This is a genomic window from Streptomyces sp. DF42, assembly GCF_058267695.1.
The window spans coordinates 8,279,530-8,302,281 of sequence record NZ_CM177859.1; the positions used below are offsets into that span (position 1 = coordinate 8,279,530).

Genomic DNA, 22,752 nt, shown 5'->3' on the forward strand with positions numbered 1-22,752 from the left:
GCCGGGCGCGCGGATGCTGCTAGGCGCTGGTGCGCCGGTAGAACTCGGTCATGAAGAGGTCGCGGTAGTGGTCGATGAGGGCCCACAGCGGGCGGCCTTCCGAGCGGTCGCGCGGCTCGGTGCCGACCACGCAGACCGTGCCCCAGACATGGTTCGTGCGCTCGTCGATGAGGGGGGCTCCCCCGTACACGCGGACCCCGATCTCGTCGACGACCGGGTTGCCGGCGAATTCGTCGAAGTCGAGGACGTCGGTCAGGACCAGCGAGCCCCGGCGCTGGACGACATGCGGGCAAAAGCCGTGGGTCAGCGGCATGGTGCGGCCCACCACCGGCAGTTCGCCCCCTGCGGGGTTGGCAAGACCGAGGAAGAACTGCTCGCTGCCGACCCAGTTGAGCATCGCGTACGGAGTGCCTGCCGCAGTGGCGACCTGCTGGGCGAATGCGTCGAATGCGCCGACGGGCGGAGCTGCGGGGTCGAAGAATTCGGGCAGGTGGCTCTGCCAGTCGATGTCCTGGCCGGTGGCGGACAGGAGGTCGGATTGAGGTTGGGGGTTCACAGCTGTGCTCCTTGAAGGAGGTTGGCGGGGGCATGCGAGCGGGTGAGCGCGTGGTCGACGAGTCGGCCGAGGACGCCGGCCGCGTCCACCCGCTTGCGGGCATCGCACAGCACGACCGGAACCGTGGCCGGCAGGGCGAGTGCGGAGGAGACCTCGTCGGGGTCGTAGCGGCTGGCATTGTCGAACTCGTTCACGGCGACCAGGAAGGGCAGTCCGAGTCGCTCGAAGTAGTCGACCGCGGGAAAGCTTTCGTCGAGACGGCGGGTGTCGACGAGGACGACCGCGGCGAGGGCGCCTCGCGTGAGCTCGTCCCACATGAACCAGAACCGGGTCTGCCCTGGCGTGCCGAACAGCATCAGGATGGTGTTGAGCTGCGGGAAGGTGATCCGGCCGAAGTCCATGCCGACGGTGGTCGCCTTCTTGTCGAACAGCAGCGTGAGGTCGTCCACGCCTTCGGAGGCGGCGGTCATCACGGCCTCGGTACGCAGCGGGGTGATCTCGGAGACGGCGCCCACAAAGGTGGTTTTGCCGACGCCGAACCCGCCGGCGACGACGATCTTGACAGAGGTGGGCCTCGCGCCGGTGAGCGGGCGTGAGAGTCCGAGGTCAGAGCTTGAGGAGTCCATCGCGAAGGGCCTTCAGGAGAGCAACGTCGGGAAGGTCGGCGGAGCCTGCGGCGGTCACGGCGCTCAGAGCACCGATGTCGATCAGCCGGGACATGAGGATCCTGGTGATCTGGAACGGCAGCCCGATCAGGGCGCCGATCTCGGCGACGGCCAGGGGCCGCTTGCGGCACAACGCCATGGCCTGCTCGGCTTCTGGTGGCTGGCCGGATGGCGGTTCTCCCTCGGCCCACAGCAGCGTCTCGATCTGCAAGGCGTGTGTGGGCTTGGTCTGGCCGCCGGTCAGGACATAAAGGCTGGGGGCCTCGGTGTCCTCGACGGTCCAGGCCGGGCCGCTTGCGGCCGCCATCTCACTGGCCGTCACCGGAAGGGGTCCCGCCCACGCGTGCCTGTGTGGCCAGCAACTCGCCCATCCGCTGTATCAGGTTGACCATCGCAAAACCGACGGCACCCTCGTCCGCCCGCGTGTTGGTCAGCACGCCCAACACGCTTTCGACCTTGTCCGGGTCACGTCCCGCGTTCCGCGCCACCACGGCCGGCGGGCTTCCGGAACTCATAATGAACAGGATCCAGTTGTTCTTCCTGACCAGGACCTGTTCGACACGGCCCTTGCCGTCGTCGACACCGTTGGCGATCGAGTACATGCCGTTGATCACTGCGGCCAGGCGGTCTGCCAGAGTGCCGTCCATTCCCGGTCCTGCGTGAGCCAGCCTCAGACCGTCCTGCGAGGCGAGCAGGACTCCGGTCACATCCGGCACCTGGGCCAGGTCGTTGAGCAGCTGGTCCACAATCTCTTCCGGCTTGACTGTCGTCGAGTCGGTGGTCATCGAATTCTCCGAATCTTCGTACGCTGTACGGCTGGTGCCCAGGCATGAAGGCGGGCACGAAGGACGTGGTCGGGAGGCGGGTGCCAGCGGCTATCTCGCGCTCTCCTCGGACGGCTGCGCCACGCCGTCTGCCTCGGCTTGCTCCGCGCGGTGGACGCCCTGGGCGAATTTGCTGACGAAGGCAGGATCCGGCGTCGACAGTGAGGCGGGTGCGGCCTCTGGCGCGGTAGGGGCCGCAGGCTCATGGACCGTCGTCGCCTGTGGTGTCCGCTGCGGCAGTCGGGGGCGCGTGTCGAGTGCTGGGCCCGGCGGTGGTGTGGCAGTGATCGTTGCCGAACCGACGGGGTGCTGGGCCGGGGTACGTCGCGCGGCACGGTAGGGCAAAGGCGCCGTTCCTGCCGGGGCCGGAGCGGGGGGACTGGGCCTGGGACCGCCAGCCGGCCGGGGGCCAGGCTGCCCCGCGAATTCCGTTTCCGGGGCCGGTGCAGCAGCACCGTGTGCGGCAGGTTGAGCCGGCGGCAGGGCCGCCGACTCGTGCCGCCAGAGCAGGAGTTTGTCCGGCACGACTACGAGTGCCGTGGTGCCGTGCATGAGGTTCTTCTGCAGTTGCACGTGGATGCCGTACCGGCGGGCGAGCTTAGCAACGACGAGCAGGCCGGTCTGGCGCTGGGCCAGCTGCTCGGCCAGGTCCGCGTCCTGCGGATTGGCCAGCATCCGGTTGTAGCGGTCGAGTTCGCCCTGGGCCATTCCTATGCCCCGGTCCTCGACCTCCACGGCCAGCCCGGCGGTGACCCTCGTCGCGCGCACGATGACCTTGCTGTCCGGTGGCGAGCAGAGCGTGGCGTTCTCCTCCAGCTCGGCCAGCAGGTGGATCAGGTCGGGTCCCGCGAAGCCCGGTATCTGCACATCCAGGGTGGACGTGTGCATGCGGACCCGGGCGTACTTCTCGATTTCCCCTGACGCGCCGCGCAGCAGATCCACCAGCCCGATCGGCTGGTTCAGCTGGCGGGCCTTCACACCGCCCAGGACCGCCAACCGTCCGGCCGACCGCCGCATGCGCTTGAGCAGGTTGTTGACGTCGAACACCCGATACAGCACGTCCGGGTCCTGGACCTGCTTGGTCAGCTCCGTTACGGTCCCGAGCGCGCGTACGAGCAGCAGGGTCAAGCCGCCGGCGAGATAGACAAGCGCTTGTGTCAGTTCCGTCTGCCGCCCGTTCACCACCGCCCGCCACGTTTCTGCGTGCAGCTGGAACAGAGCGGCCTCGGTGTCTTTCCACGGGTTGCCCTCGGTCTTCGCCCGTGCCGCGGCGAAGTCGGGAGGGGAAGGCCGCTCGCCCCGGTCGAGCTTCTCCAGAGCATCGCTGATGGTCTTGCGTCCCTCGTCCACACCCGACTGGAAGTGCCGCAGCCAGCCATGCACCGAATCGCTGTACTCGCTGCGCTGCCGATGCAGCTCAGCCGCCGTGCGAACGGCCAGCCAGTCCGCGCAGACCAGCACGGCCAAGCCAGCGGCTCCTGCCACCGTCCCGATGATCCAGCCATCCACATGGACGCGCGCCGTCGTGCCGACGACAGCCGCCATACACGAGATCGCCGTGACCAGGAGGGCGGGCACGAGCACCAGAAGCCGCAGCCTCATGCGCAGGCCCTTCTCGGTGCGTAGTGGCTCGGCGCCGCGCGCACGCCGGCGCTGGCCACGTCGGTGACCGATGGGTCGCGGGCATGACAGATCAGACATTGGTGACCTCGCGGAACGTGGTCCTGACGGGGAGGAGGGAATGGCCGGCAAGGGACGGCCGAGCAGCGCACCCGCTTGGGGTGCGGGGACCGCGGCGAGCAGGCCGGGACTCGGGTGGGAGTGGCCGCCGGGGTACGTGCTCCAGACCGCAGCCGACGGGGGAGGCGGCGTACGGCCAGGGCCCACGGGGGTGCCCCGGCGGCCGGTCTATATGCGGATCTCGCTGATCGTCTCGACCGCACTCTGTACGACGCGGCTGATGGACGGAGCGAGCGAGCTGTCGTGGAGATAGAAGCCGAGGAGCATGGCCGCTATTGCGTGGCCGGCCTTGAGGCCGCCTTTGCGGATTAGCAGCCACACCATGACGGCCAGCACAACAACCAGGGAGACAGTGATGCTCACGGAATTGGGTTTCTGCCAGGCGAGTGCGTCCGAGGGACCCCGCGTTACCCTTCGGGGCAGCGGCAAGGACCCGCGAGGCTGCGGGACTTGAGGCGTCAGCGCGCCTGAAAGATGACGTGCCTGCACAGCTGGTGACCGCATTGGTCCGGGCGCGGCCGAGTCGGGCCATCATACCGGCTAAGGCGGGAAACAGGGCGGGCACGATGTCCTCCGGGGGCGCAGACTTGTCGTCTCGCGTCATGTCCGCGACGCCCGGGTGACCGTTTCCGGCCTTCAATGATTTTACAGGTAAACCAGGGAAGTAATCGATGTTCTGAGGTCAGAACCCTGTGAAAAATGCATGGTGGACACGGGCGTTGGCACCCAGAACGGGAAATAACCCTGCGCTGCAGGCTCGGGTGATGCTGATCAACGGGGCTGAATTTCTCTCCATTGCTGTGATGGCATCGTCGGCTCAACTCCTGCGCGGCCAGTCGACGACGAGGCGACTGCAGGGCTTGTCCATAACGAAGCGTGACTCGGCGGCTGTCAGTTGGTCGCGGGCATCACCGACGGCCATGCGGAAGCTGGGTTCGGGTGAGTTGTTTCCCCAGTTTTTATCCCACTCGCTGATTTCGGTGGCGACCTGATCGGCAAGTTCGCTGGCGCGCGGGCCGTGGCCGATGACCCCGATCTGCCAGAAATGGCCGTGCTCGTCATCGCCTTCCTGCTTCGTGAGGTAGGCCAAGGTGTCATTGTCGAGTGCGGTCATCGAGCCCCAGCCGAAGTTCGGGACGAGGCCGGTACGGGATCCCGGCATCCGGGACAGGCCGTTCGGCAGCACGTATGCCAGATACAGGTAGAGCCATTGGTAGGGGTCGCCCTTGCGGAACTTCACGTTGGTGTAGATCTCGGCCGGGGGCTGGTCGAGGACGGCGCGGATCGCCTCCCGGTCGACGTTCTGCTCGCTGTAGGTCTCCAAGCGCACGTCGCCCTCACCTGCCATGTCGACCGTGGTGCGGACGTCGTCGCAGACGCCCTTGCGTAGGGGGACGAACGTCATCATCTCGGTTGAGACCGTCCTCCAGGTCTGGCCGTCGCGTTCGAACGCGAAGCTTCGGGAGATGCTGCCGCGAATCCGCATCGGGATGACGAGGCGTCCACCGGGGGCGAGCTGGTCGAGAATCCGCACGGGAATGTCGCCGGCACCGACCGTGAACTGGATGCGGTCGAAGGGCGCGTGCTCGGGCAGACCGGCGGCGCCGTCGCCCAGCGCGACGGTCACGTTTGCGGCCCCGGCCTGAGCGAGGTTCTTCCGCGCGCCGTCGACGAGGTCCTGGTCGACATCCACGGTCCACACCTGGCCTTCGAGAGCCACGAGTTCTGACAGCAGCCGGGCGTTGTATCCGGTGCCGGCCCCGGCTTCGAGGATCTTGTGGCCGGGCTGGGCGCCCAGTTGTTCGAGCTGGGTGGCGACGATAGAGGGAGCGGAGATGCAGGAAATCATCGCGCCAGCCGCGTCATGCTTGATCGCCACGGCGTCGTCGACGCAGGCGCTCTGAAGGTCGACACCGGGGAGGAACCGATGGCGCTCGGTGCCCCGGAACGCGGCGATGACCTCCGGGGTCCGCAGGTGGCCGCTGTCGACGAGGCGGCTCACGAGCTCGTCCCGCCATACGGCGGGATCGGTGACGGGAGTCAAGGGTGGGTCTCCATTCGAGCGAGGTCATGGGCTGGAAAGCGAGGCTAGGAAGAGTGCTGGCCAACGAGGTGTTGCCTAACTGCTGTCGTGCTCACCTCCACGGCATCGAGGAGATCCCGTTCCAGCTTCTGCGGCATAGCGCCGCATCCCAGCCCAGCGCAGCCGACCGCCTCGGTCAGCCTGCGTTGTTCTCCTGCGGTCATCTCTCTGGAACAAGCGGCGTGCAAGAGGACGTCTCGCGCGACGTACCCGTCTCCGAAACGCACCGCGTCGTTCACGAGGCGACGGGCGACCCCGGCCTGGCTGGAGTACGGGGAGAGGTCGAGGACTGTCAGCCCAACGCGTGCGCGGAAGACGGCCAGTTCAGACCCGGTGTCGAGACTCAGGAACTCCGCTGTCATCTTCTCGCCTGCGCCCTCCGGCGCTCCTCCGCCGACCATGAGGCAGAGCACCGTAAGACATGCCGCAACGGGGTGTTCCCAGGTTTCGGTTAGCGTGCTCTCGTCGATGATCCGGCGTGCCGAGGTTGGGTCTCCCCCGAGGCAGCGCGTCACGATTTCCACCTGGCGGCCGTCGAATAGGCGACGGCCAATTCCTTTGTGCTGCACAGCATGCGCCCGTGCTCGGTCCCATTGCTTGGCTGCGACGAGCGCGCGCGTTCCATCGCCCAGCAGCACCGTCCACAGCCACTGGCACACGGTCCGGTGATCCTCTGCTGTGGCCGTGAGGTTCCGGAACGATACAAGGTGATCCTCAAAGAGCAGATCAGTCTTGCCTTTTACCGCGCGGTTCAGGGTGTCGAGGAGCCGGTAGGCATGTTCCCCTTCGCCATCTCGGATGTGCAGACGGGCAAGGTTGACGAGAGGTTCCAAGGCATACCGCGCTTCCTGCGCGCCCAACGGCTGGGCGAGCAGGTAGATCTCGGCGTGGCGCCAGCACAGTTCGCGTGCAAGGCTCGGAAGACCGCAGTCACTGGCGATCAGGGCCGACTTGTTCATCGCTGTGGCTCCCTGGCTGAGACCGCCTTCTTGGTGAGCGGTCTCAGCCAGGGTGCTGATCTCCTTGACGCGCTCGGAGAGCGGCGGGCACGCGGGGCGCGGACGAGCGACCAGCGGGAACCGCTGTGCTATCCGGTTGGCGTCCATCTCACTGCCACTCGATGAGCAGGCGGTTGAGTGCGTTGTCGAGCGCGAAGCGGCCAGGCTTCGGTGCGAGTGCAGCGGTGTCGACCGGTTGGATCTCGAACCGCACCTCGCGGCTGCGGTAGTCGCGGTCCCAGGCGCGGATCTGCTCGGCGACCTGGTCGGCGAGGGCCTGCGCCTCGGGCCCGTGGCCGATGACACCGAACTCGTACAGGGTGGCGCCGTCCGGGGCTTTCTCGGGGGCCGTGCGGCGGGTGAGGTACGTCAGCGTGCCACCTTCGAACACGGCGGTGGAGCTCGCGTACGGGGCGGTGACCACACCTCGGTCGATGGCCTCTCGGGTTGCGGGCATCCGGCTGAGGCCGTTTGGCATGGTGCAGGTCAGCCACAGCTCCAGCCACTCGGCCGACTCCGGGCCCCGGAAGTTCACGCCGGTCCATGCCTCGGTGCGCGTCTGGCCCAGTACGCGGGCCAGGGCCTCGGCGTCGACGACCTGGTCGCCGTTGGTCACCAGGGTCACAGAGCCGTCGTCCGTGAGCTTCACGAAGCGGCGCGGGTCGTCCGCGATGCCGCGTCGGAGCGGCATGAAGGTGTTCATCTCGGAGCCGACGCTGCGCCAGGCGCCGTCCTCGGTCCGCTCGAAGGCGATCGACCGCGAGACGCTGCCGCGAAGGCGCAGCGGAGTGAGGAGTCGTCCGCCGGGGGCGAGCTGGTCGAGCCAGGCGTGCGGGACGCCGTGGGCGCCGACCGTGGCGACAATGCGGTCGTAGGGAGCGTTCGGCGAGTAACCGAGTGCGCCGTCGCCGAGGATGACCTCGACGTTGTCGATGCCCGCAGCAACGAGTCCGGCGCGGGCGCCTTCGACTAGGTCGTCGTCCACATCGACGGTGGTGACGTGGCCCTTATCTCCGACCAGATAGCCGAGGAGCCCCGCGTTGAAGCCGGTGCCGGCGCCCAGCTCCAGCACCTTGTGCCCCGGCTCCGCCTCCAGCTGTTCGAGCATGATCGCCACGATGTCGGGCTGGGAGGCGCAGCTGATGGATGCGCCGCTGTCGTCGGACTTGATGTTGACGGGCGCGTTGCTGTACGCCGCCTCCAGTGGGGCATCGGGGACGAAGAGGTGGCGGGGTACCGTCCGCATCGCCTCCTCCACGCGAGGCGTGCGAACCGAGCCCTCTGTGACCAATCGGTCGATGAGCTGAGTACGCAGGTGGTCGGCGGCGCTGGCTTCGATGGTGTCACTGTTCACGTCGCTGACCGTAGTGGTCGGTGACGTCGTGCTGGGGGTGGACGCGGCGCTGTCGCTCGTTCCCATGACTACCTCTTTCGCGAGTGTTGACAAGGTGTGCTGTTCCTCCCGGGGGAGGCCCAGTCGGTTGAAGTGGAAGATGGCGTGGTGGGCGAGTACGGCCCGCAGGCCGCGTTGGAGCTCCCCACAGTGGTGGAGGTCGGCGAGTCGGCGGCCGAGGGCGTCGAACGCGTTGATCCAGTCGGTCAGCGTCTCCAGTCGGCCGTCGCAGGCGAGGCTGCTGGACGGGCTGACGTCGACGGTCATGAGTCGCTGCACGGATGCCCTCACCCGGTCGGACGCTGCTATGCCGCCGTCTCGCTCAGCCGCGACCCTCGCCCACACGTCGCCCTGCTCGTACCAGTCGAGGCCGGCAGCGCGCATCGCCACGCTGAGCATCAAGACGGCCAGCTCCCGTCGGCTGAGTGGGTCGGGCGTTCCAGACTGCTGGCGGGCGAGGTGTTCGAGGATGTGGCGGCTGTCCTCGTGGAAGTGGAGGTGTGCGGCAGCCATGGCGGCCGGTCCTCCGAAGACGGCTTCCTCCGGCTCGTAGAGCCCCGGCTTCCAGGAGGCGAGGGTGCCGGCCGAGACCAGCTCATCCAGTGCGAGGTCCAGGCGCTTGGCCGCGGCAGGACCGGCGGGGCGGTATCGCAGCCGCCAGGTGGGGAACTTCCGCAGGAACGACCAGTGGGTCAGCTCGGCGTTGTTGGCGGCCAGCAGGGGCAGCAGGTGCTGTGCGGCCGTTGTCTCCGCTTGGTCCCATGCCGTGAAGGTCAGCACGCGCTGCGGCCATTCTTCCGGAGCCATGTGTGTCTCTCCAGGTCAGTTGGTCAGGAAACAGCTGTCCCAGCCGGACAGGGAGGGGCCTTCGGTGGAGAAGGCGTGAAGCGCGAGCGCCGTGCCTGCGGCCCCTTCGAGGAGTCCGATGTCTCCGCCGTCGGCCGGGCTGCACAGCATGTGGACGAGGGTGTCGGGGGCGGTCTCGGTGATCGGCGCGAGCAGGTCGGGTAGGCATTCGGTCAGGCCGGGGGTGATCGCATCGGCGGCGGCGAGTTGCGTGATGTGCGCAAGTCCGGCGAAGCCGTGGCACAGGGAGAGGTCGACGGTGGCGTTGCGTTGGCCTGGGTCGGTCATGGCCTGTTGGAGGGCGGTCTCGGCAAGGTGTTGGCGGTGCGTGTCGCCGGTGGCGAGGGCGGCGAGCTGCTGGACACGTGCGAAGCCTGCGGTGCCGTAGCACCAGGATGGGCGGGAGGGACCGGGGCCGGGTTTGCCGCTGCGCAGTTGGTCGCGGGTGATCCAGTACGGCCACCACGGTCCGGCTGGTCCGTCCTGCTGCCATCGGTCCAGCCAGTTGAGGATGCGTGTGATCGCTTCGTTCTGGTTGGGCACGGTGATGCCCTTGCGGGCGGTGAGAGCCAACAGTGCGAGGGGGCCGCCGATGCCGTGGGCCACGCCGTTGTTGGCGTGCCCCTCCGGGTAGTCAGGGGAACGTTTGCCGGAGGGGGCAAGGTGGCTCCACCAGCCGGGGAGGAGTTCGCCGTCGTGTTTGACCGGCTCGGTGAGCCGCACCAGGTAGGTGAGGACGTTCCGCAGGAGATCGGGGTTGGTGCCGCGATGCAGCAGCAACGCGCCCAGGCCGCTGAGTCCGCGGATCGTGTCGTACTCCGCCAGCTCGGGGAACTCGCCGTGGTCCATGCGGTCGTGGGCGGCGCGAAGTCGCGTGCACACGAGGTTCGTGACATGTGTATCGAGTGTGCTCAGGGCGCGGGCGTACCGTCCCGGGCGGCCGGCGGCGGAGTGGAGGGCGAAGGCGAGCGCGGGCGCTCCGTAGTAGAGGTGGGCGTCCGCTCCGCCGACGGCTCCGCCGTCGACCGCGCAGGCGAGCCAGTCGTGTACGCGCTGCCAAGGGCCCTGCTCGGCGCGGGCGCGCTCGATGTGCAGCAGAGCCACGCCGACGGCGCCGTGCGCGAGGGATTGTGGCCACCAGCCCTGCTTGAGGTCGAGGTCGCGCACGTCGTCCGGGGCGGCGAGCCGGTCGGCGATGGCTCCGGCCGCGAGGCGGGCAGTCTCACGCAGGCCCATGGTTGTTCCCCCTCCGTGCCGTCCAGGCCAGGGCTGCGGCCCGGGCCAGCCGGACGCACATGCGCTCGTCGCCCTTGTCGATGCCAGTGGCCCGGATGTGGTGGGCGTGCAGGAGCGAATCGAGCACGAGGTGGGGATCGAGGTCGGATTCGCGCAGCCGGGACCGGTACCGTGCGATGGCTTCGTCTCGCTGTGCCCAGGCCGCGGTGATGGCCTCCCCACCGGCGCGCGCCCGCAAGGCCGCCCAGTCGTCGCTCGGGTCAGCCAGGCGGACCGCTTCGGGAAGGACCTGCCGGTCGAGTGGGCGCGGATCTGTGATCTTCCCGTATCTGGACAGCCATTCCATCGCTTCGTCCACGTCGCCGGTGAAGGCGGTGGCGAGGGACACGAAGTTCGCTGTGGCGAGGACTCGTGGGTGTGTGCGGCTCGGCTGGGCGAACTGCACAGCGAGGGCACGGGAGTCGGCGGCAAAAACGTCTTCGGCGAGGCTCATCAGCGGACCCGTGCCCCAGCGCCCGGTTTCGGGGTAGTTGGTAGCGAACTGCATGTCATTCACCAGGCCGGCGCGGCGCAGATGTGCGGCCCAGTCGCTGATTCGCGCGACGGCCTGCCCCACATGCGTGGGTGCGGGGACGGCGATCCGCAGTCGCAGGTGCGGTCGAGGGTCTTGGTAGCGGATGAACCACCATGTCGGTGGGGTCTCCCACTGGGCGAGGAGGCCGGGGAGGTGATGGGACAGGATCTCGGCGTGTCGTTCCGGGTGTCCGTAGAGCTTGACCAGGAGCCAGGGGCTGGTGCCGGGTAGGTGTCCGTGGTCGCGGGTGAGCAGGCGGTCCGCGGTGACGGGGGGAACCGTTGGCCACTTCGGGGCGCGGGTGGCCGTCATGGGGAGGACGATCTCGTGGGCTCGGTCGGCGAACCAGCCGCCTCGGTCCGGGGAAGTCTCCGTCAGCACGGCGGTCTCGGCCGTCGCGAGGTGGGCGCGCAGTACGGCGCGGTGGGCGCTCTCGGAGAGGTCCAGCGGGAGAAGCTGATCGCCTTCGGTCAGGGCAACGGCCTCCGGCACGCGGCGTTGCGTGCGCCACCGGCCAACGGCCGTGTGCCACTCGTCCCATGACGCGGCTCGGTCGGGTACCTCGGAGGCGTGGATCAACCAGCGGGCGGGCGCGAGGACAGTGCGCCCGTAGCGCACGCGCGGGAGGTAGGGCAGGGCTGCGGCGGCTCCCCATGAGAAGTCGGTGACGACGGCGGACTGGGAGCGGCTGATCTCGGCGAGGAAGCGGACGAGGGGCGGTGTGTGGGCCCGTAGGTCCAGGGCGTGCATTACGTGCGGTTCCACCAGGCACTTGCGTGAGAGGGAGGCGAGGTAGAGCCTGCGCCGATCGCAGCCGACGGCCAGGTCGTCAAGGTCGATGGTGCGTTCGTCCGTGGTCCGGTGCTCAGCCAGGCTGATGACGGCTGGCAGCATCTCGGGAACGCGGCTGACGTTGGAGTCCGCTCGGTCAAGCGGGGCGAAGGAGAGTTGCGCCGGCAGCGCCCCGGGTGCGTTGACGGGGAGTCCTTCCAGCACTGCGGCGGCGCGCGCTCGGTCGTCGGCATTCAAGAGCGCGAGGAACCTCCCGCTCGTGGTGCCGATGCCGCGTGACGGGTGGATCGCGCAGAGCGCGAAATCACCGCGGGCAAGGGCGTCGGTCGAAGCGGCCTTGACGCGGAAGGAGACCTCCATGTGCGGCGGTACCTGCATGCCGTCCTGGTCCCCGACCTGAAGGCGGCTGATCAGGTCCTCGTCCAGCACGATCTCGTCGCGGCCCTCAAGAGCGGCGGCCTGGGCGAGGGCAAGAAGCCGCTGCTCCCGTTTGGACAGCGTCTCGCGCGCCTCCGGCTCGCTGTCCATGTAGCCGGCGGGGAAGCCGAGCCCGGCATCGGGGTCTGTCACGTCCCGCAGCGGCACCAGGGAACCGATGCCGTACTTCTCGAAGAAGCGGGTGTGGTACTCCTTCCAGCCGGGCATGCCGAACGGCGCTGGCGTGAGGCGGGCCAGTACGGTGGCCGCCTGCTCCGCCTCGCATGCGACCTGGGTGGGCAGTACGAGCGAGCAGTCCATGCGCAGGTCCAGCGCCACCGGGTGATCTGCGGCGGCGACCTCCGTCATCTTCTGGCAGAGCGCGCGGCGCAGGCGCCGTCCGTCCGTTGGCGTCAGGGCCTGGTTGTGCTGGGCCACGGTGTCGCGCACGGATCGCAGGTCGGTGAGCAGGTCCGCCACGGGCGCTACGTCGTCGGCGTGGACGGCGTCCAGTTGCCGTACGAGGTGGTCGAGAGGATCAAGAACGGCGGAAGGGGCGTGCAGGCTGCTGACGAGTGCGCCGTTCCGTATCAGGCTCGTGACCAATTCCCTGACCCGCGACTCCGGAACCTGGGGGAACCCGGCTTGCACCTTGTCCGCGAGGAGGTCGTACCTGATCGGGGATCGCGCAGCGTCCAGCGCGGCCTGCACCGCAGAGGTGAACCTGATTGACACCTCTGCCGTCGGCTTGCCGGTGCTTCGAGACCGGGCAGGGTAGGGGACGATCAATCGGTCCCCCCGGACGAACGAGGTGTTGCTGGCAACCACGGGGAGACGTCGTAGCAGTTCGGGGCAAGCCTCCAGGCGACGGATCACCTCCGTTCCCCAGGCGGCGTCCGCACGGGCCACGGCCCGGTGCCCCCTGCCCCAGTGCACCTCCGGTCGCTCCCCGAGGGTGGCCAGCGCGATCCCGGCGAACAGGCCGTTCGGCGTCGCGCGGCCGGTCATCCGTTGCACATACCGGATCATCGACACCAGCATCCGGCGGACCTGTCGGGCCTGCGGGACGGCGGTCGTCGCGCACAGTGCGTCCATGTGGCGTGCGAGCGAGGGACTGGCCTGCTCAACGGCATCCGAGACCTCGTCGAGGGCCCACACCGCACGGAGCCACGTAAGCCACTGCTGCACTTGGCCCGGAGAGTCGCCAGTGACGTCCGGCCACGGTGGCAGCGGCAACCGCGTGTGGCGGGCGGCCCTGACCAGTGCCACGTCCGCGCGCTGGTAGAGCACCTCGTGCCTCGAGTTCATGAGCCCTTCCTGTTCCGTGTCCGTGCGGTGCCGGCCCGCACGACGAACGCACATTGTGCGGACCGGCACCGGTTGATGCGACGGGTCAGGCCACGTTGGTGGCGCAGGACCCCTTGCAGGTGGGCTTGCAGCCGTCGTCGGTCAGGTTGATCAGGACGGCGGACCCATCGCCGGACTCCAGGACGCTGACGTCCAGGTCGAACGGGTCACCGACCGGTGCAGCAGGCGGGCTGGCTTGCTGCTTGACCGTGCTCGCCTCCATGTGGGGTCTCCCTACTCGTCGATTCAGCGGAGGGTGCTCAGGCGACGGCGGTGGCGCACGGGCTGGAGCAGGTGCTGCCACAGCCGTCGTCGGTGAGGTTGACCAGCGTGGCCGAGCCGTCGCCGGACTCCAGGACGCTGATGTCGAGGTCGAACTCGTCGTTCTCCATGTGCGTGTCTCCTTCTGAGGTTGTGCGGTCAAAGCCGCTGTGTGTGCCGCCTGTTGGCGGCTTCCGACACGGTTGGGTCACCGTGTCGGGGGTCTGGTGGGGTGATCAGGCACCGCTGGAGATACAGGCGCCGCTGCCGCACGTGGCCTGGCAGCCGCCATCAGAAGCGGCCACCGTGCCGACCAGTTGGCCAGATTCGACGACGGTGACGTCCAGATCGAAGGGATCTCCCGGCACCGCCGCCACGTGCGCCGGCCGAGAAGTCGTCACAGCAGATGTCACAGCAAGTCCTCCTGTTCAGTGCGATGTTGCTGGTCAGGTGTTGCAGGACGTCCTGCACCCAGCGGCTACGCCGGATGCCAGGAGATCGAGATCCGGCTGTGCTTCTTGTCGATGATCCGGTCGCCGGTGATCCGGTCATCGGGCGTGCCCGCCGGGTAGACGGCGATGCGCGGCCCGTCCGTGCCGCGGACCTTTTCGCCCCAGGTGCGGAAGATGTCGGCGATTCGCTCAGCGAACTCGGCCGCGTCGGGCCCGAAGGCATGGACGCCGTACTCTGCGGTCTTCTTCTCGGTGTCGCGGCGCACGACCGTGTAGGCGAAGTGCGGCCCGTCGATGGCGACCATGGACCAGCTGCTGCCCGTCGGGCCGATGTTGCCGGTGGCCAACTCGGGGGTGGTGGACATGAAGCAGAACGCCGGGACCTGCGTGGACAGGTACATCTGGAGGGTGCCGATGGGCTCCTGGCTGGCGACGGTCACCCCGGTCCACGTCTCGGCGCGGGCAGTGTCCAGGACGCCGTCCAGGAGCGACGGGTCGGTGGGCAGCCCCTCGTCGAATCGCAGGGTGACGCCCTTGTCCCCAGGCAGTTGGATCGCCTGCTGGGCGTGGGAGCCAGCGCCCTGCATCGCCACGAAACCACACACGTGAGCGCTCGTGGCCAACAGGTGGTCAGCCTGCCGGACGAAGGAGTAGGTGCGGGTCAGGCCGTTGATACGCAGGGGCACGACCAGCCGACCATCTTCCTTGAGCTGGACGGTCCACGCGGGCGGGATGTCCCAGGCCCCGACGGTCACCACGATCGCGTCGTAGGGGGCGTGCTCGGGCAGGCCGTTCTCGGCGTCGGCGACGACGACGTTGACGTCGGTGTAGCCGGTCTCGGCGAGGAACCGCCTGGCGCGGTCGGCGGGCGCGGGGTCGATATCGACGGTGGTGACCTGCCCGGTGGATCCCACCAGTTCTGCGAGGTAGGCCGCGTTCGGCCCGTTGGTGCCGATCTCCAGCACGTTGTCGCCGGGGCGGATGTCGGCCTGCTCCAGCTGCATCGCCTGGATCTGCGGGGCAGAGACCGAGCTGGTGTGATAGCCGTGCTCGTTCTCCTGCGTGGCCACGGCGTTGTAGGTGCTGTATGCGTCGCTGAGCGACGCCTCCGGTACGGCAAGGTGCCGGGGCACCTTGCGCATGGCGGCCTCGACCGCGGGTGACACGATCGTGCCGTCCTCCTTGAGCTGGTCGACGACCTTGTTGCGGAGCCGGGTGGCCTCGTCGGGGGCCTCGGCCACATCGGTCACAGAGGGGTTCCTTACGGGGCCTCGTGCGCCTTCGCCTCCGGCGTCGGCGCCAACGGCATGGTGGTTCGGCGATGGATGCCGGCTGGCAGAAGCCAGCTGTTGCTCGACGGCGTAGGGGTCCGGCGCCCGCGCGGGCAAGGGGTGCAGACGGCTTGGCCCGTTCGCGTCGTAGGCGATCGGGTCGTCGGGTTCCTGGAGGTGCAGGGCGAAGGAGTGCCCGTTGCGGTACGCATCCAGGCCGGCCCGGCAGTACGCCACCATGTCGTCGGGCAGGTCATGGAGGGCAAACCAGTCCAGCTGTGAGCAGCGGTCCGGCTCGGCGACACGCGGGACGCCGACCCACTGGGTGACCTCGAAGAACCAGCCGGTGCGGTTGTGACCCTTGGGGCTGCGGTGCTGCATCACCAGCGCGACGCGGACATCGGCCGACCGGATGACGACGCCCAGCTCCTCCTCGGCTTCCCGGACCAGCCCGGTGACCACGTCTTCGAAGTCTCCGTCGAGGTGCCCGGAGGGCATGTGCAGCAGGCCCGACGCGTAGGTGTCGCCCGCCCGCCGGCTCAGCAGCACCTCGCCGCCACGCCGCAGGATGAGATGGACGTCGACCGGTTCCCGGTGGCGCTGCGCCATGTCGTTCCCGCCCCGATGCGAGGCTGTCTGCCCGTTCACCACTGGCCTGCCAAATCCGGGTGCGGCCGGCGCCGACTCGCGTCCGGGCACCAGGGCGTAGCGTCGGCTAACCAGCCCGCAAAGGGGCTTTCGGGAACGCGCGAGAACGTGCGGGTGTGGGGCATGCGGATCTCCGGGGTGCAGACGTGACGTCCAGCGTCAGTGACCGCGACGCCCGGGTGCCCGTTTCCGGACGCCACGGATTCTAGCCGGGACACCATGGGGAGTTGGCTGGTCACCGGCTTGATCACGCCGGTCTGCTGATCACACAGCTCGGCCATGCGCGGTCTCCTTTCGGGCCGTGCCGGCGTATGACGCGGCCTGGGGCAGGACCGGGTATTCGAGTGCCAGTGTCTGTGGCGCGGTCAGGCCCGGGGAGGTCAGTTGCCAGCCGTCGAACAGCTGGGCGATCTGTTCTTTCGTCCGCAGGTGGACGGGGCAGCCGGCCGCCGTCATGGTCTTGGCGAATCGGCGCACGGGTTTGCCCGAGACGTCGGCGGTGGCGTGCGTGATGACGAGAGCGCTGCCGGGGGCGGCAACGTGTTTGTACTGGTCGACGAGGACGGTCAGGGGCTGCGCCGCGGTGTCCTCGATGTGGTGGAGCACGCTGCCGAGGAGAAGGATGACCGGTTCTCGCCAGTTGATCGTCTCCAGAATTTCTCTGGAGGCGAGGATCGACTCGGGCTCGCGTACGTCGGCGCACAGGCTCTCGACGACAGCGGGCGCCTTGGCCGTCATCATTGCGTCGGCATGGGTGTGCACCAGCACGTCGTTGTCGATGCACACGGCGCGGGCGCCGGGATGAATGCGGGTCAGGACATCCACCGGCGTGGGGCCGTGGGGAAGGCCGCAGCCGAAGTCGACCAGCTGTCGGATGCCCGCGATGGCCAGGGCCTGCACCATCAGGAGCGCGTACAGGCGCTCGTGGCGGACGGCGTTCTCCAGGAACGGCATGCGGTCGGCCGCCCGAAGGGCCCCGTCACGGTCGACGATGTAGTGGTCCCGCCCGCCGAGCAGGTAGTTCTGCATCCGGGCGCTCGACGGCCGTGCCTGCAACTCGGCGATCGCTGCGGAGGGGTGGAGGAGCATCGGATGGTCAGGTCGCATGCCGCTCCACCTCGCCGGTGATCGTGTGGAGTTCGGGCAGACGCCACGACGGACCGTCCGGTGCACCGAGCCACAGAGTGTGTTCGGTCTCCGTGATCGTCACGCCCAGCTGCTCAACCTCTGGTTCTCCGGCCGCGTGCCACTGATCGAGCGCGTCGAACAGATCGGAGCCGAGATCGCGCGGCCCCCACTCGTAGATGCGGGGGGAGTGGAGGAAGACCACCGCCCGAGACGCCTGGTGGTCATGAATACGCAAGCGGTCGGCAACGTCGCCTTCGAGCTGCGCAACGCCGCGCACCACCTGCATTCGAAGGTCAGGGCGAAGCAGGCCGGCGAACAACCGGGCCGCCGGCCGTACGTGCGCCCCCCTCGGGTCAAGGGCTTCCGACGCCCTCGGGCTGCCCTGCGACTCGACGGGGGTGCCCTCACCAGGGCGGTGCTCGCGCAGCCACACGGTCTGCGGAGCCGGTCCGGCATGGAAACGTCCGCTGGCCGACGCACCGTCCCGCGCCACGGTCAGGACGAGCAGCGTGCTGGATCCGCCCAGAGCGGTACGGACGGGCAGGCACAGTCGGCCACCCGGGCGAACCCGGGTGACCCACTCCCACGGCACACGGCGTACCGCACGATGGGACAGGAGCCCGTGGAACGAACCCGCCGGTCCCAAGACCCCGGCCTGCGACCCGCTGACCACCCGAACCCGCGGGTAGGGGCGTAGACGCTGCCGGGCAATATCGGCGAGACGTTCTGTGTCCGCGACCGTCACCACCTGGCCGCCCTGGAGAAGGTGCTCCAGAGAGGCTGCCGTCCAGCCACAGTCCGTGCCGATCTCGGCAACGGCCGTCCCCGGCACTGGAGCGAGCGCGGCCAGGCGCGCCGCAACGTCTTCCTTGGACGGGATCACTCCCGTGACGATGCCGGGGCCGCCCTCCCCACCATCGTCCACGTCGAACACGAGCATCTCGGAGCGATGGACGAACTTCGCCCACTCGCCAGCATTCTTACTGCGGTCCACCCTTCGCCAGCGACCACCTCGGTGCGTACGGATCACGTGGGGCACGAACTCCTGTCGCCGATCGCAGGTGAACACGTCCCTCGCGTGCTGGTGAACGTGGCCACTGCCAGGTCGCAGGCTGTCGGCCTCGACGCGGGCGTTCATGCCTGTCCTGCCATGGCGACGACGTCTCCGGAGTTGTTACGGCCGGTCGCGGGGCCCAGGAGACGGAACTGCCATCCTCGCGTGATGGCGTGCGCGGCCGAGGAAGCGCCCAGCGCCCGCAGCAGGCGTCGAGCGTCCTTGCGTACGTCGTCCAGCGGACGCTTCGCGACGGCCGCGATCTCCTGGACGGTTTTTCCGCCAGCGAGCCCTGCCAGGACGGTGCGCTGCTCCTCCGGCAGCTCGACGATGCAGTCCACGGGCCCGGGGACGTCCAAGTGTCCGTGGCGGTAGGCGAGGTGCACCATGCCCGCCCGCTCGGAGGTTCCGAGCTTTCCGCCGATCCGGAGGATGTACGTCTTGACCGTGCTGTCGGACACTCCCATGTCGCAGGCCGTCTCTGTGGTCGTCCTTCCCTGAGAGATGCCCAGCAGAGCCTCCCGCTCCTGAGGGGAAAGCGGCGGCGAGATGGGCTCGTCCGGGGCCGGCATGGTCCTACTCCTTCGGTGTTCTGGCACGGTCGTCGTCATATCGGGGCTGGCCCACTTCGCTGGTCGGCTCGTTGCGGCGTGAGCTACGAACCGCGGTAGAGCTGCAGGGCGAGGTCGGCGAGGATGCAGACGGTGGGCAGGCTGATAGCGGCAGCGAGGAGGACGGCGCCCCAGGGCGCGCGAGCCTGTCCCCAGCCATGTCGAATGCGCCCTGTGGCCGGCTCGTCTCTCCGGGGTGAGCCCGAATTCGGTGGGGAGGCTGGAGCCGGTTGAAGCCGGAGAGGGTGCGCCGCGCGATAGGACCTGGTCATGTCACTCACCGTCCCGCTCGCAGTTCTGTTCGGCGTAGCGCAGCAGGGCCTCTGTGTGGACTGCGAGACGGAATGCGTGCTCCCTCGCCGCCTTGAGCCCCTCGCCCGGAGCGACGTCGCGGGCCTCCTGCGAGCGCTCGATCGCCTCACCGCATGCGGACCACCCGCGACTCCCGGCGGAAAGCGATTCCAAATGGATCGAGACGTAGGGGACGAGCGTCGTGACGTAGCCGCTGAGCGCTCGTGTGACCGCCGCGAGGGTGCGCGGATGCGGGTACACCCCTGCCTGCTCCCAGGACTTCGCCGCACGAATGGCTTCGCGAATACGCGTCGAATCGAACCCGGCGCACACAGTCCTTCCCCAGCCATCGACAACTTCGTCAGAAACGCAGGTAGGAGGAAGGACGGCGAGCAACTCCCGCCCGACCTCGGACATCCGCCGGTGCAAAAACGCCGCACGCACTGCTTCGCCGGGAATCTCCTCGTCGAGCAGGGCACGAACGCGTACGACCAGCCGATCGTCTTCCAGGGGAGGCTCGTTGGCATCGACGGGAACAACTGTTCCCAGCAGCCGCATCAAGTGGCCACGCATGAGGAGAAGTTGCACGTGTCGCTCGTCCGGGTCTTCGCTGACGGAGGCAGTCTCGGCAAAGACCAGTCTGGTCACTTCGCGATGAAGGGTCTCCTGCACCGCGAGAGGCGGCGGCCCGGGGACCAGCGTCGACAGAACGGCCCTCAGGCCACGGTCCAGTTTCTGGAATGAGCCCTCCGGCCAGGACGCGCCGTCCGCTTGCCCACCGCTGGCCGTGGGGGCTGAGGTCATGGTGCGAGGCATAGGGGCAACTCCACTGGCCTGGTTCGAAGTTAACGATCGGGGCGTCGCCTCGACGGCCCCCGAAGAGGAGCCGCCGAGGCATTTCGAGCCGCCACTCGCCGACAAGGGCGGTTCGTTCAGGGGAGACACAGCGCTGTGAGCTACACGGGCATCGTTCAGGGAACGCGGAGACACCGGTACCGCCCCACAGGACCCGGCCGGGACGTCCTGGGACGTCCCGCTGGACGGATCGGGATGGGAGCTGAACGTCCCGACAACGCAGTGACGTTGAGGCTGGCTTGCCCAGTCGAGCTCGCTAGAGGAATCTGCAGTTTGGGAAGAAGGCGGGGAAGCAGGTAACGGACGGGGCATTGTGATCTCGATCGTGTAGTTGAGTCGGGGCGCGCTAGTCGTGGATCACGTGGGGGCAGAGCGCGCCAGGGTGAACCACACCTGTTTGCCGCTGCCGTCCTGAGCGAGATCTGCGCCCCATCGGTCGCTGACCGCTTCTACTAGTGCTAGGCCGCGTCCGCTGACGTCCCAGCCAGCAGCAGCTCGGCGGACCGGCAACGCGCACGACGAGTCGGTGATGGCGACCCGAAGCACGTTCGTCGCGCACTCGACCTCCACCAAGACGGTGTCGGTCTCATGAGAGCTGCCGTGCTTCACGGCGTTGGCGAAGACTTCGCTGGCGGCCAGCACCGTGTCGTTGATCGCGTCCACCAGGCCCAACTCCGTGAGGTGGTCCTTGACCAGCGACCGGACGTCAGCGGCATGCCGGTCCGACGCGGGGAACTCCACCTGAACGGTGGGGGAGACCTGTTCCCCAGTGCCGATTCTCATGCCGGCCTCCCTGTGCCCTTCGAGTACGTGGTCACGACTTCGAGGCGGCAGGTGGGAGCATCCTTCAGCTTCGGGTCGGGCCAGCCAGTCGGTCACGACGTTCAGCCCGACCGCACTCCGAACGCCTGGTGTCAGCCTCGTCGCAGGGCCGGACAGCACGTTTAACAAGCTGCCCGGCATGGAGGAAGCGGTGTTGGTCTGCTGCGTTGTGAAGTGCATCGCCAGTCCTTGTCGTGGGCCTTGGTCGGTTGCTCCACTCACGCCCTACTGGGGGCTCACCCGCCACTGGGGGCTGCCAAGACTGGCGGCGAAAGGCGCCACCTGCACATTCCGGGGGTGATATCACTTGTGTGATCCCGGCTCCGCCTGGAGTAATTGACGTTGCGCTCACGCGGGGGAGGCGCGAGATGCAGGAGCAGTCACAGCGAAGTTGCGGCCGATGCGGCACAGAGCTAAGCAACTACAACGCTGGCCCGTTGTGCTTCACATGCACCCGGTCTCGGCCTGTGGAACCGCACCTGCCTACAGTCCCGGAGCACGTCTGGTTCGATCCAGATGTGCGAAGCGCGCTCGTTGCGTGGGACTTCGGGCGAGTCAGCGGTTTGATCCGGCTGCGCGGTTCCCTCCGGCAGGACGACTTGGCCCAACTCACGGGCCTGAGCCAGGCGTTCCTGTCCATGCTGGAGGCAGGCAGTCGCCGACTTACAAATATCGACAGAATTGTCCAATTCCTGTCGGGTCTCTCTGTCCCAGCCGAGCTTGTCCCACTCCCCCTGCCGCGCTCCCCGCTCCCGTCATCCGTGCATGGTTCCGTCCCGGCCCCCAGTGATGCCGACCCGAGCCTGCCTTGGACCACGGCCCGTATGGTGGCGGCATTGGATATAGCGATGGAGGGCAGCGCGATGCACCGTCGAGGATTCCTCGCCGCTGGTGGCGTGGCGCTGACGGCCTTCGTGAATCAGTGGGATGCAGCCGAAGCGGAGCCACTCCATCGTGCGGCCGAGGGAAGCCGCCTCTCTCAAGTACTGCTCGGCAGTCTCCAGCACACCACGGACCATCTCCGCACGATGGACGCGACCGCTGGCAGCGGTACTCTCAAAACACTCGGCGACAAGCATTTGTCGTTCCTCAAGCACCTTGCACAAGACACTTCGTACGACGAGGCAACAGGCCGGCAGCTCGCGGCCATCATTGCCGACACTGCTACGCAGACAGGCTGGTTCGCCTTCGACTCCGGTGACCGCGACGGAACTTTGGGGTATCTGTATGCAGCCCTGCGCGCGGCCAAGGCGTCGGGGGACGTCCGGCTCGGTGCCGGCGCCCTCTCCTACATCGCCATCTACGGATACTCCACAGGGGCGCCATCCCGTGCCGTCACGGCGGCGCAGCGAGCTCGGGAGGCAGTCGGGAATCTCGGCACTCCGGCGCTCGAAGCCATGTTGCTGACGCGGCAGGCTCGTGGACACGCGAAGCTCGGCGAACGTCAATCGGCACTGGCCGCGCTTGGACGCGCGGCCGAACTCTGTGCTCAAGGGCGCTCAGATCGTGATCCGCACTGGCTGTACTGGATCAACGAAGGCGAGATACACGGCCAGGCCGCCAGCTGCTACCTCGATCTAGGTGATCCACGTCGTGCTGCCGAGAGCTTCAGCGAGGCAATGAAAGCGCTCAACCCTGGAGACCAGCGAACCAAGGGGCTCTTCCTGTCGCGGGCTGCCACAGCTCACACTGCACAAGGCGATCTCGAAGCTGGCTGTGCCGTGGCACACGAGGCTCTCGACCTCGCCGAGCACCTTCAGTCCGTGCGCTTCAACGAGCACGTTCAAACCATGCTCGACCAACTCAGCGCGATGGACCAAAGCCCCCACGCTCAAGGCGTCCTGGAGCGAGCCATCGCCATGCAGGGAAACAGGAGCAGGAGTTGACC

At 68.1% G+C, this 22,752-nt stretch carries 21 protein-coding genes and 1 pseudogene; 1 reads left to right on the forward strand and 21 read right to left on the reverse strand.

Going from position 1 to position 22,752, the window contains the following annotated elements:
- Window positions 1-19: 19 nt before the first annotated feature.
- The 21 genes and pseudogenes from ACYUED_RS38050 to ACYUED_RS38150 form a co-directional block, all read right to left on the reverse strand.
- Entirely contained in the window at window positions 20-556 is a 537-nt protein-coding gene (locus ACYUED_RS38050) for a GAF domain-containing protein (RefSeq protein ID WP_306947783.1), read from the reverse strand.
- The gene (locus tag ACYUED_RS38055; RefSeq protein WP_491288982.1) at window positions 553-1,182 is read right to left on the reverse strand and encodes a GTP-binding protein; all 630 of its coding nucleotides are present in this window, start codon (window positions 1,180-1,182) and stop codon (window positions 553-555) included. Before ACYUED_RS38055 ends, ACYUED_RS38050 begins: the two co-directional genes overlap by 4 nt.
- Complete coding sequence (locus ACYUED_RS38060; RefSeq protein WP_491288983.1) at window positions 1,163-1,543, reverse strand: DUF742 domain-containing protein; 381 nt, start codon at window positions 1,541-1,543, stop codon at window positions 1,163-1,165. Before ACYUED_RS38060 ends, ACYUED_RS38055 begins: the two co-directional genes overlap by 20 nt.
- Window positions 1,530-2,006 carry a roadblock/LC7 domain-containing protein gene (locus ACYUED_RS38065; RefSeq protein ID WP_306947777.1) on the reverse strand — a complete coding sequence of 159 codons (477 nt, stop codon included), beginning with the start codon at window positions 2,004-2,006 and terminating at the stop codon, window positions 1,530-1,532. Before ACYUED_RS38065 ends, ACYUED_RS38060 begins: the two co-directional genes overlap by 14 nt.
- A 90-nt stretch (window positions 2,007-2,096) precedes the next feature.
- Window positions 2,097-3,590 (reverse strand): ATP-binding protein, encoded by a 1,494-nt coding sequence (locus ACYUED_RS38070; RefSeq protein WP_491288984.1) that lies wholly within the window; start codon window positions 3,588-3,590, stop codon window positions 2,097-2,099.
- A gap of 363 nt (window positions 3,591-3,953) precedes the next feature.
- A complete protein-coding gene (locus ACYUED_RS38075; protein WP_491288985.1) occupies window positions 3,954-4,148 on the reverse strand; it encodes a hypothetical protein in 195 nt (64 codons plus the stop codon).
- A 454-nt stretch (window positions 4,149-4,602) separates the two neighbouring features.
- Window positions 4,603-5,829, reverse strand: a complete 1,227-nt coding sequence (gene fxlM, locus ACYUED_RS38080) for a methyltransferase, FxLD system (RefSeq protein WP_491288986.1) — start codon at window positions 5,827-5,829, stop codon at window positions 4,603-4,605.
- Window positions 5,830-5,873: 44 nt separating this feature from the next.
- Window positions 5,874-6,974 (reverse strand): hypothetical protein, encoded by a 1,101-nt coding sequence (locus ACYUED_RS38085; RefSeq protein WP_491288987.1) that lies wholly within the window; start codon window positions 6,972-6,974, stop codon window positions 5,874-5,876.
- Between the two features lies 1 nt (window position 6,975).
- Window positions 6,976-9,066, reverse strand: a complete 2,091-nt coding sequence (fxlM, locus tag ACYUED_RS38090) for a methyltransferase, FxLD system (RefSeq protein WP_491288988.1) — start codon at window positions 9,064-9,066, stop codon at window positions 6,976-6,978.
- Between the two features lie 15 nt (window positions 9,067-9,081).
- Window positions 9,082-10,341 carry a lanthionine synthetase C family protein gene (locus ACYUED_RS38095; RefSeq protein WP_491288989.1) on the reverse strand — a complete coding sequence of 420 codons (1,260 nt, stop codon included), beginning with the start codon at window positions 10,339-10,341 and terminating at the stop codon, window positions 9,082-9,084.
- Entirely contained in the window at window positions 10,328-13,432 is a 3,105-nt protein-coding gene (locus ACYUED_RS38100; RefSeq protein WP_491288990.1) for a lantibiotic dehydratase, read from the reverse strand. The genes ACYUED_RS38095 and ACYUED_RS38100 overlap by 14 nt, the downstream gene beginning before the upstream one ends.
- Before the next feature lie 85 nt (window positions 13,433-13,517).
- The gene (locus ACYUED_RS38105; protein WP_491288991.1) at window positions 13,518-13,694 is read right to left on the reverse strand and encodes an FxLD family lanthipeptide; all 177 of its coding nucleotides are present in this window, start codon (window positions 13,692-13,694) and stop codon (window positions 13,518-13,520) included.
- Window positions 13,695-13,731: 37 nt separating this feature from the next.
- A complete protein-coding gene (locus ACYUED_RS38110) occupies window positions 13,732-13,863 on the reverse strand; it encodes an FxLD family lanthipeptide (protein ID WP_362873090.1) in 132 nt (43 codons plus the stop codon).
- A gap of 105 nt (window positions 13,864-13,968) precedes the next feature.
- Window positions 13,969-14,145: an FxLD family lanthipeptide gene (fxlA, locus tag ACYUED_RS38115; protein ID WP_491288992.1), complete on the reverse strand. Its 177-nt coding sequence runs from the start codon at window positions 14,143-14,145 to the stop codon at window positions 13,969-13,971.
- 65 nt (window positions 14,146-14,210) lie between these two features.
- A complete protein-coding gene (fxlM, locus tag ACYUED_RS38120; protein WP_491294609.1) occupies window positions 14,211-15,434 on the reverse strand; it encodes a methyltransferase, FxLD system in 1,224 nt (407 codons plus the stop codon).
- Between the two features lie 321 nt (window positions 15,435-15,755).
- Window positions 15,756-16,064: pseudogene (locus ACYUED_RS38125) on the reverse strand (NUDIX domain-containing protein); the annotation flags it as partial.
- Window positions 16,065-16,367: 303 nt separating this feature from the next.
- The gene (locus ACYUED_RS38130) at window positions 16,368-17,210 is read right to left on the reverse strand and encodes an SAM-dependent methyltransferase (RefSeq protein WP_491288993.1); all 843 of its coding nucleotides are present in this window, start codon (window positions 17,208-17,210) and stop codon (window positions 16,368-16,370) included.
- The gene (locus ACYUED_RS38135; RefSeq protein ID WP_491288994.1) at window positions 17,200-18,225 is read right to left on the reverse strand and encodes a protein-L-isoaspartate O-methyltransferase family protein; all 1,026 of its coding nucleotides are present in this window, start codon (window positions 18,223-18,225) and stop codon (window positions 17,200-17,202) included. The genes ACYUED_RS38130 and ACYUED_RS38135 overlap by 11 nt, the downstream gene beginning before the upstream one ends.
- 140 nt (window positions 18,226-18,365) lie before the next feature.
- On the reverse strand, window positions 18,366-18,857 hold the full coding sequence (locus ACYUED_RS38140; protein WP_491288995.1) for a LuxR C-terminal-related transcriptional regulator: 492 nt from the start codon (window positions 18,855-18,857) through the stop codon (window positions 18,366-18,368).
- Between the two features lie 312 nt (window positions 18,858-19,169).
- Entirely contained in the window at window positions 19,170-19,991 is an 822-nt protein-coding gene (locus ACYUED_RS38145) for a DUF6415 family natural product biosynthesis protein (protein ID WP_491288996.1), read from the reverse strand.
- 408 nt (window positions 19,992-20,399) lie between these two features.
- On the reverse strand, window positions 20,400-20,825 hold the full coding sequence (locus tag ACYUED_RS38150; protein WP_491288997.1) for an ATP-binding protein: 426 nt from the start codon (window positions 20,823-20,825) through the stop codon (window positions 20,400-20,402).
- A gap of 677 nt (window positions 20,826-21,502) precedes the next feature.
- On the opposite strand from ACYUED_RS38150, the gene ACYUED_RS38155 reads away from it, so the two are divergent.
- Complete coding sequence (locus tag ACYUED_RS38155; protein ID WP_491294611.1) at window positions 21,503-22,750, forward strand: NsdA family TPR-like regulatory protein; 1,248 nt, start codon at window positions 21,503-21,505, stop codon at window positions 22,748-22,750.
- Window positions 22,751-22,752: the final 2 nt, after the last annotated feature.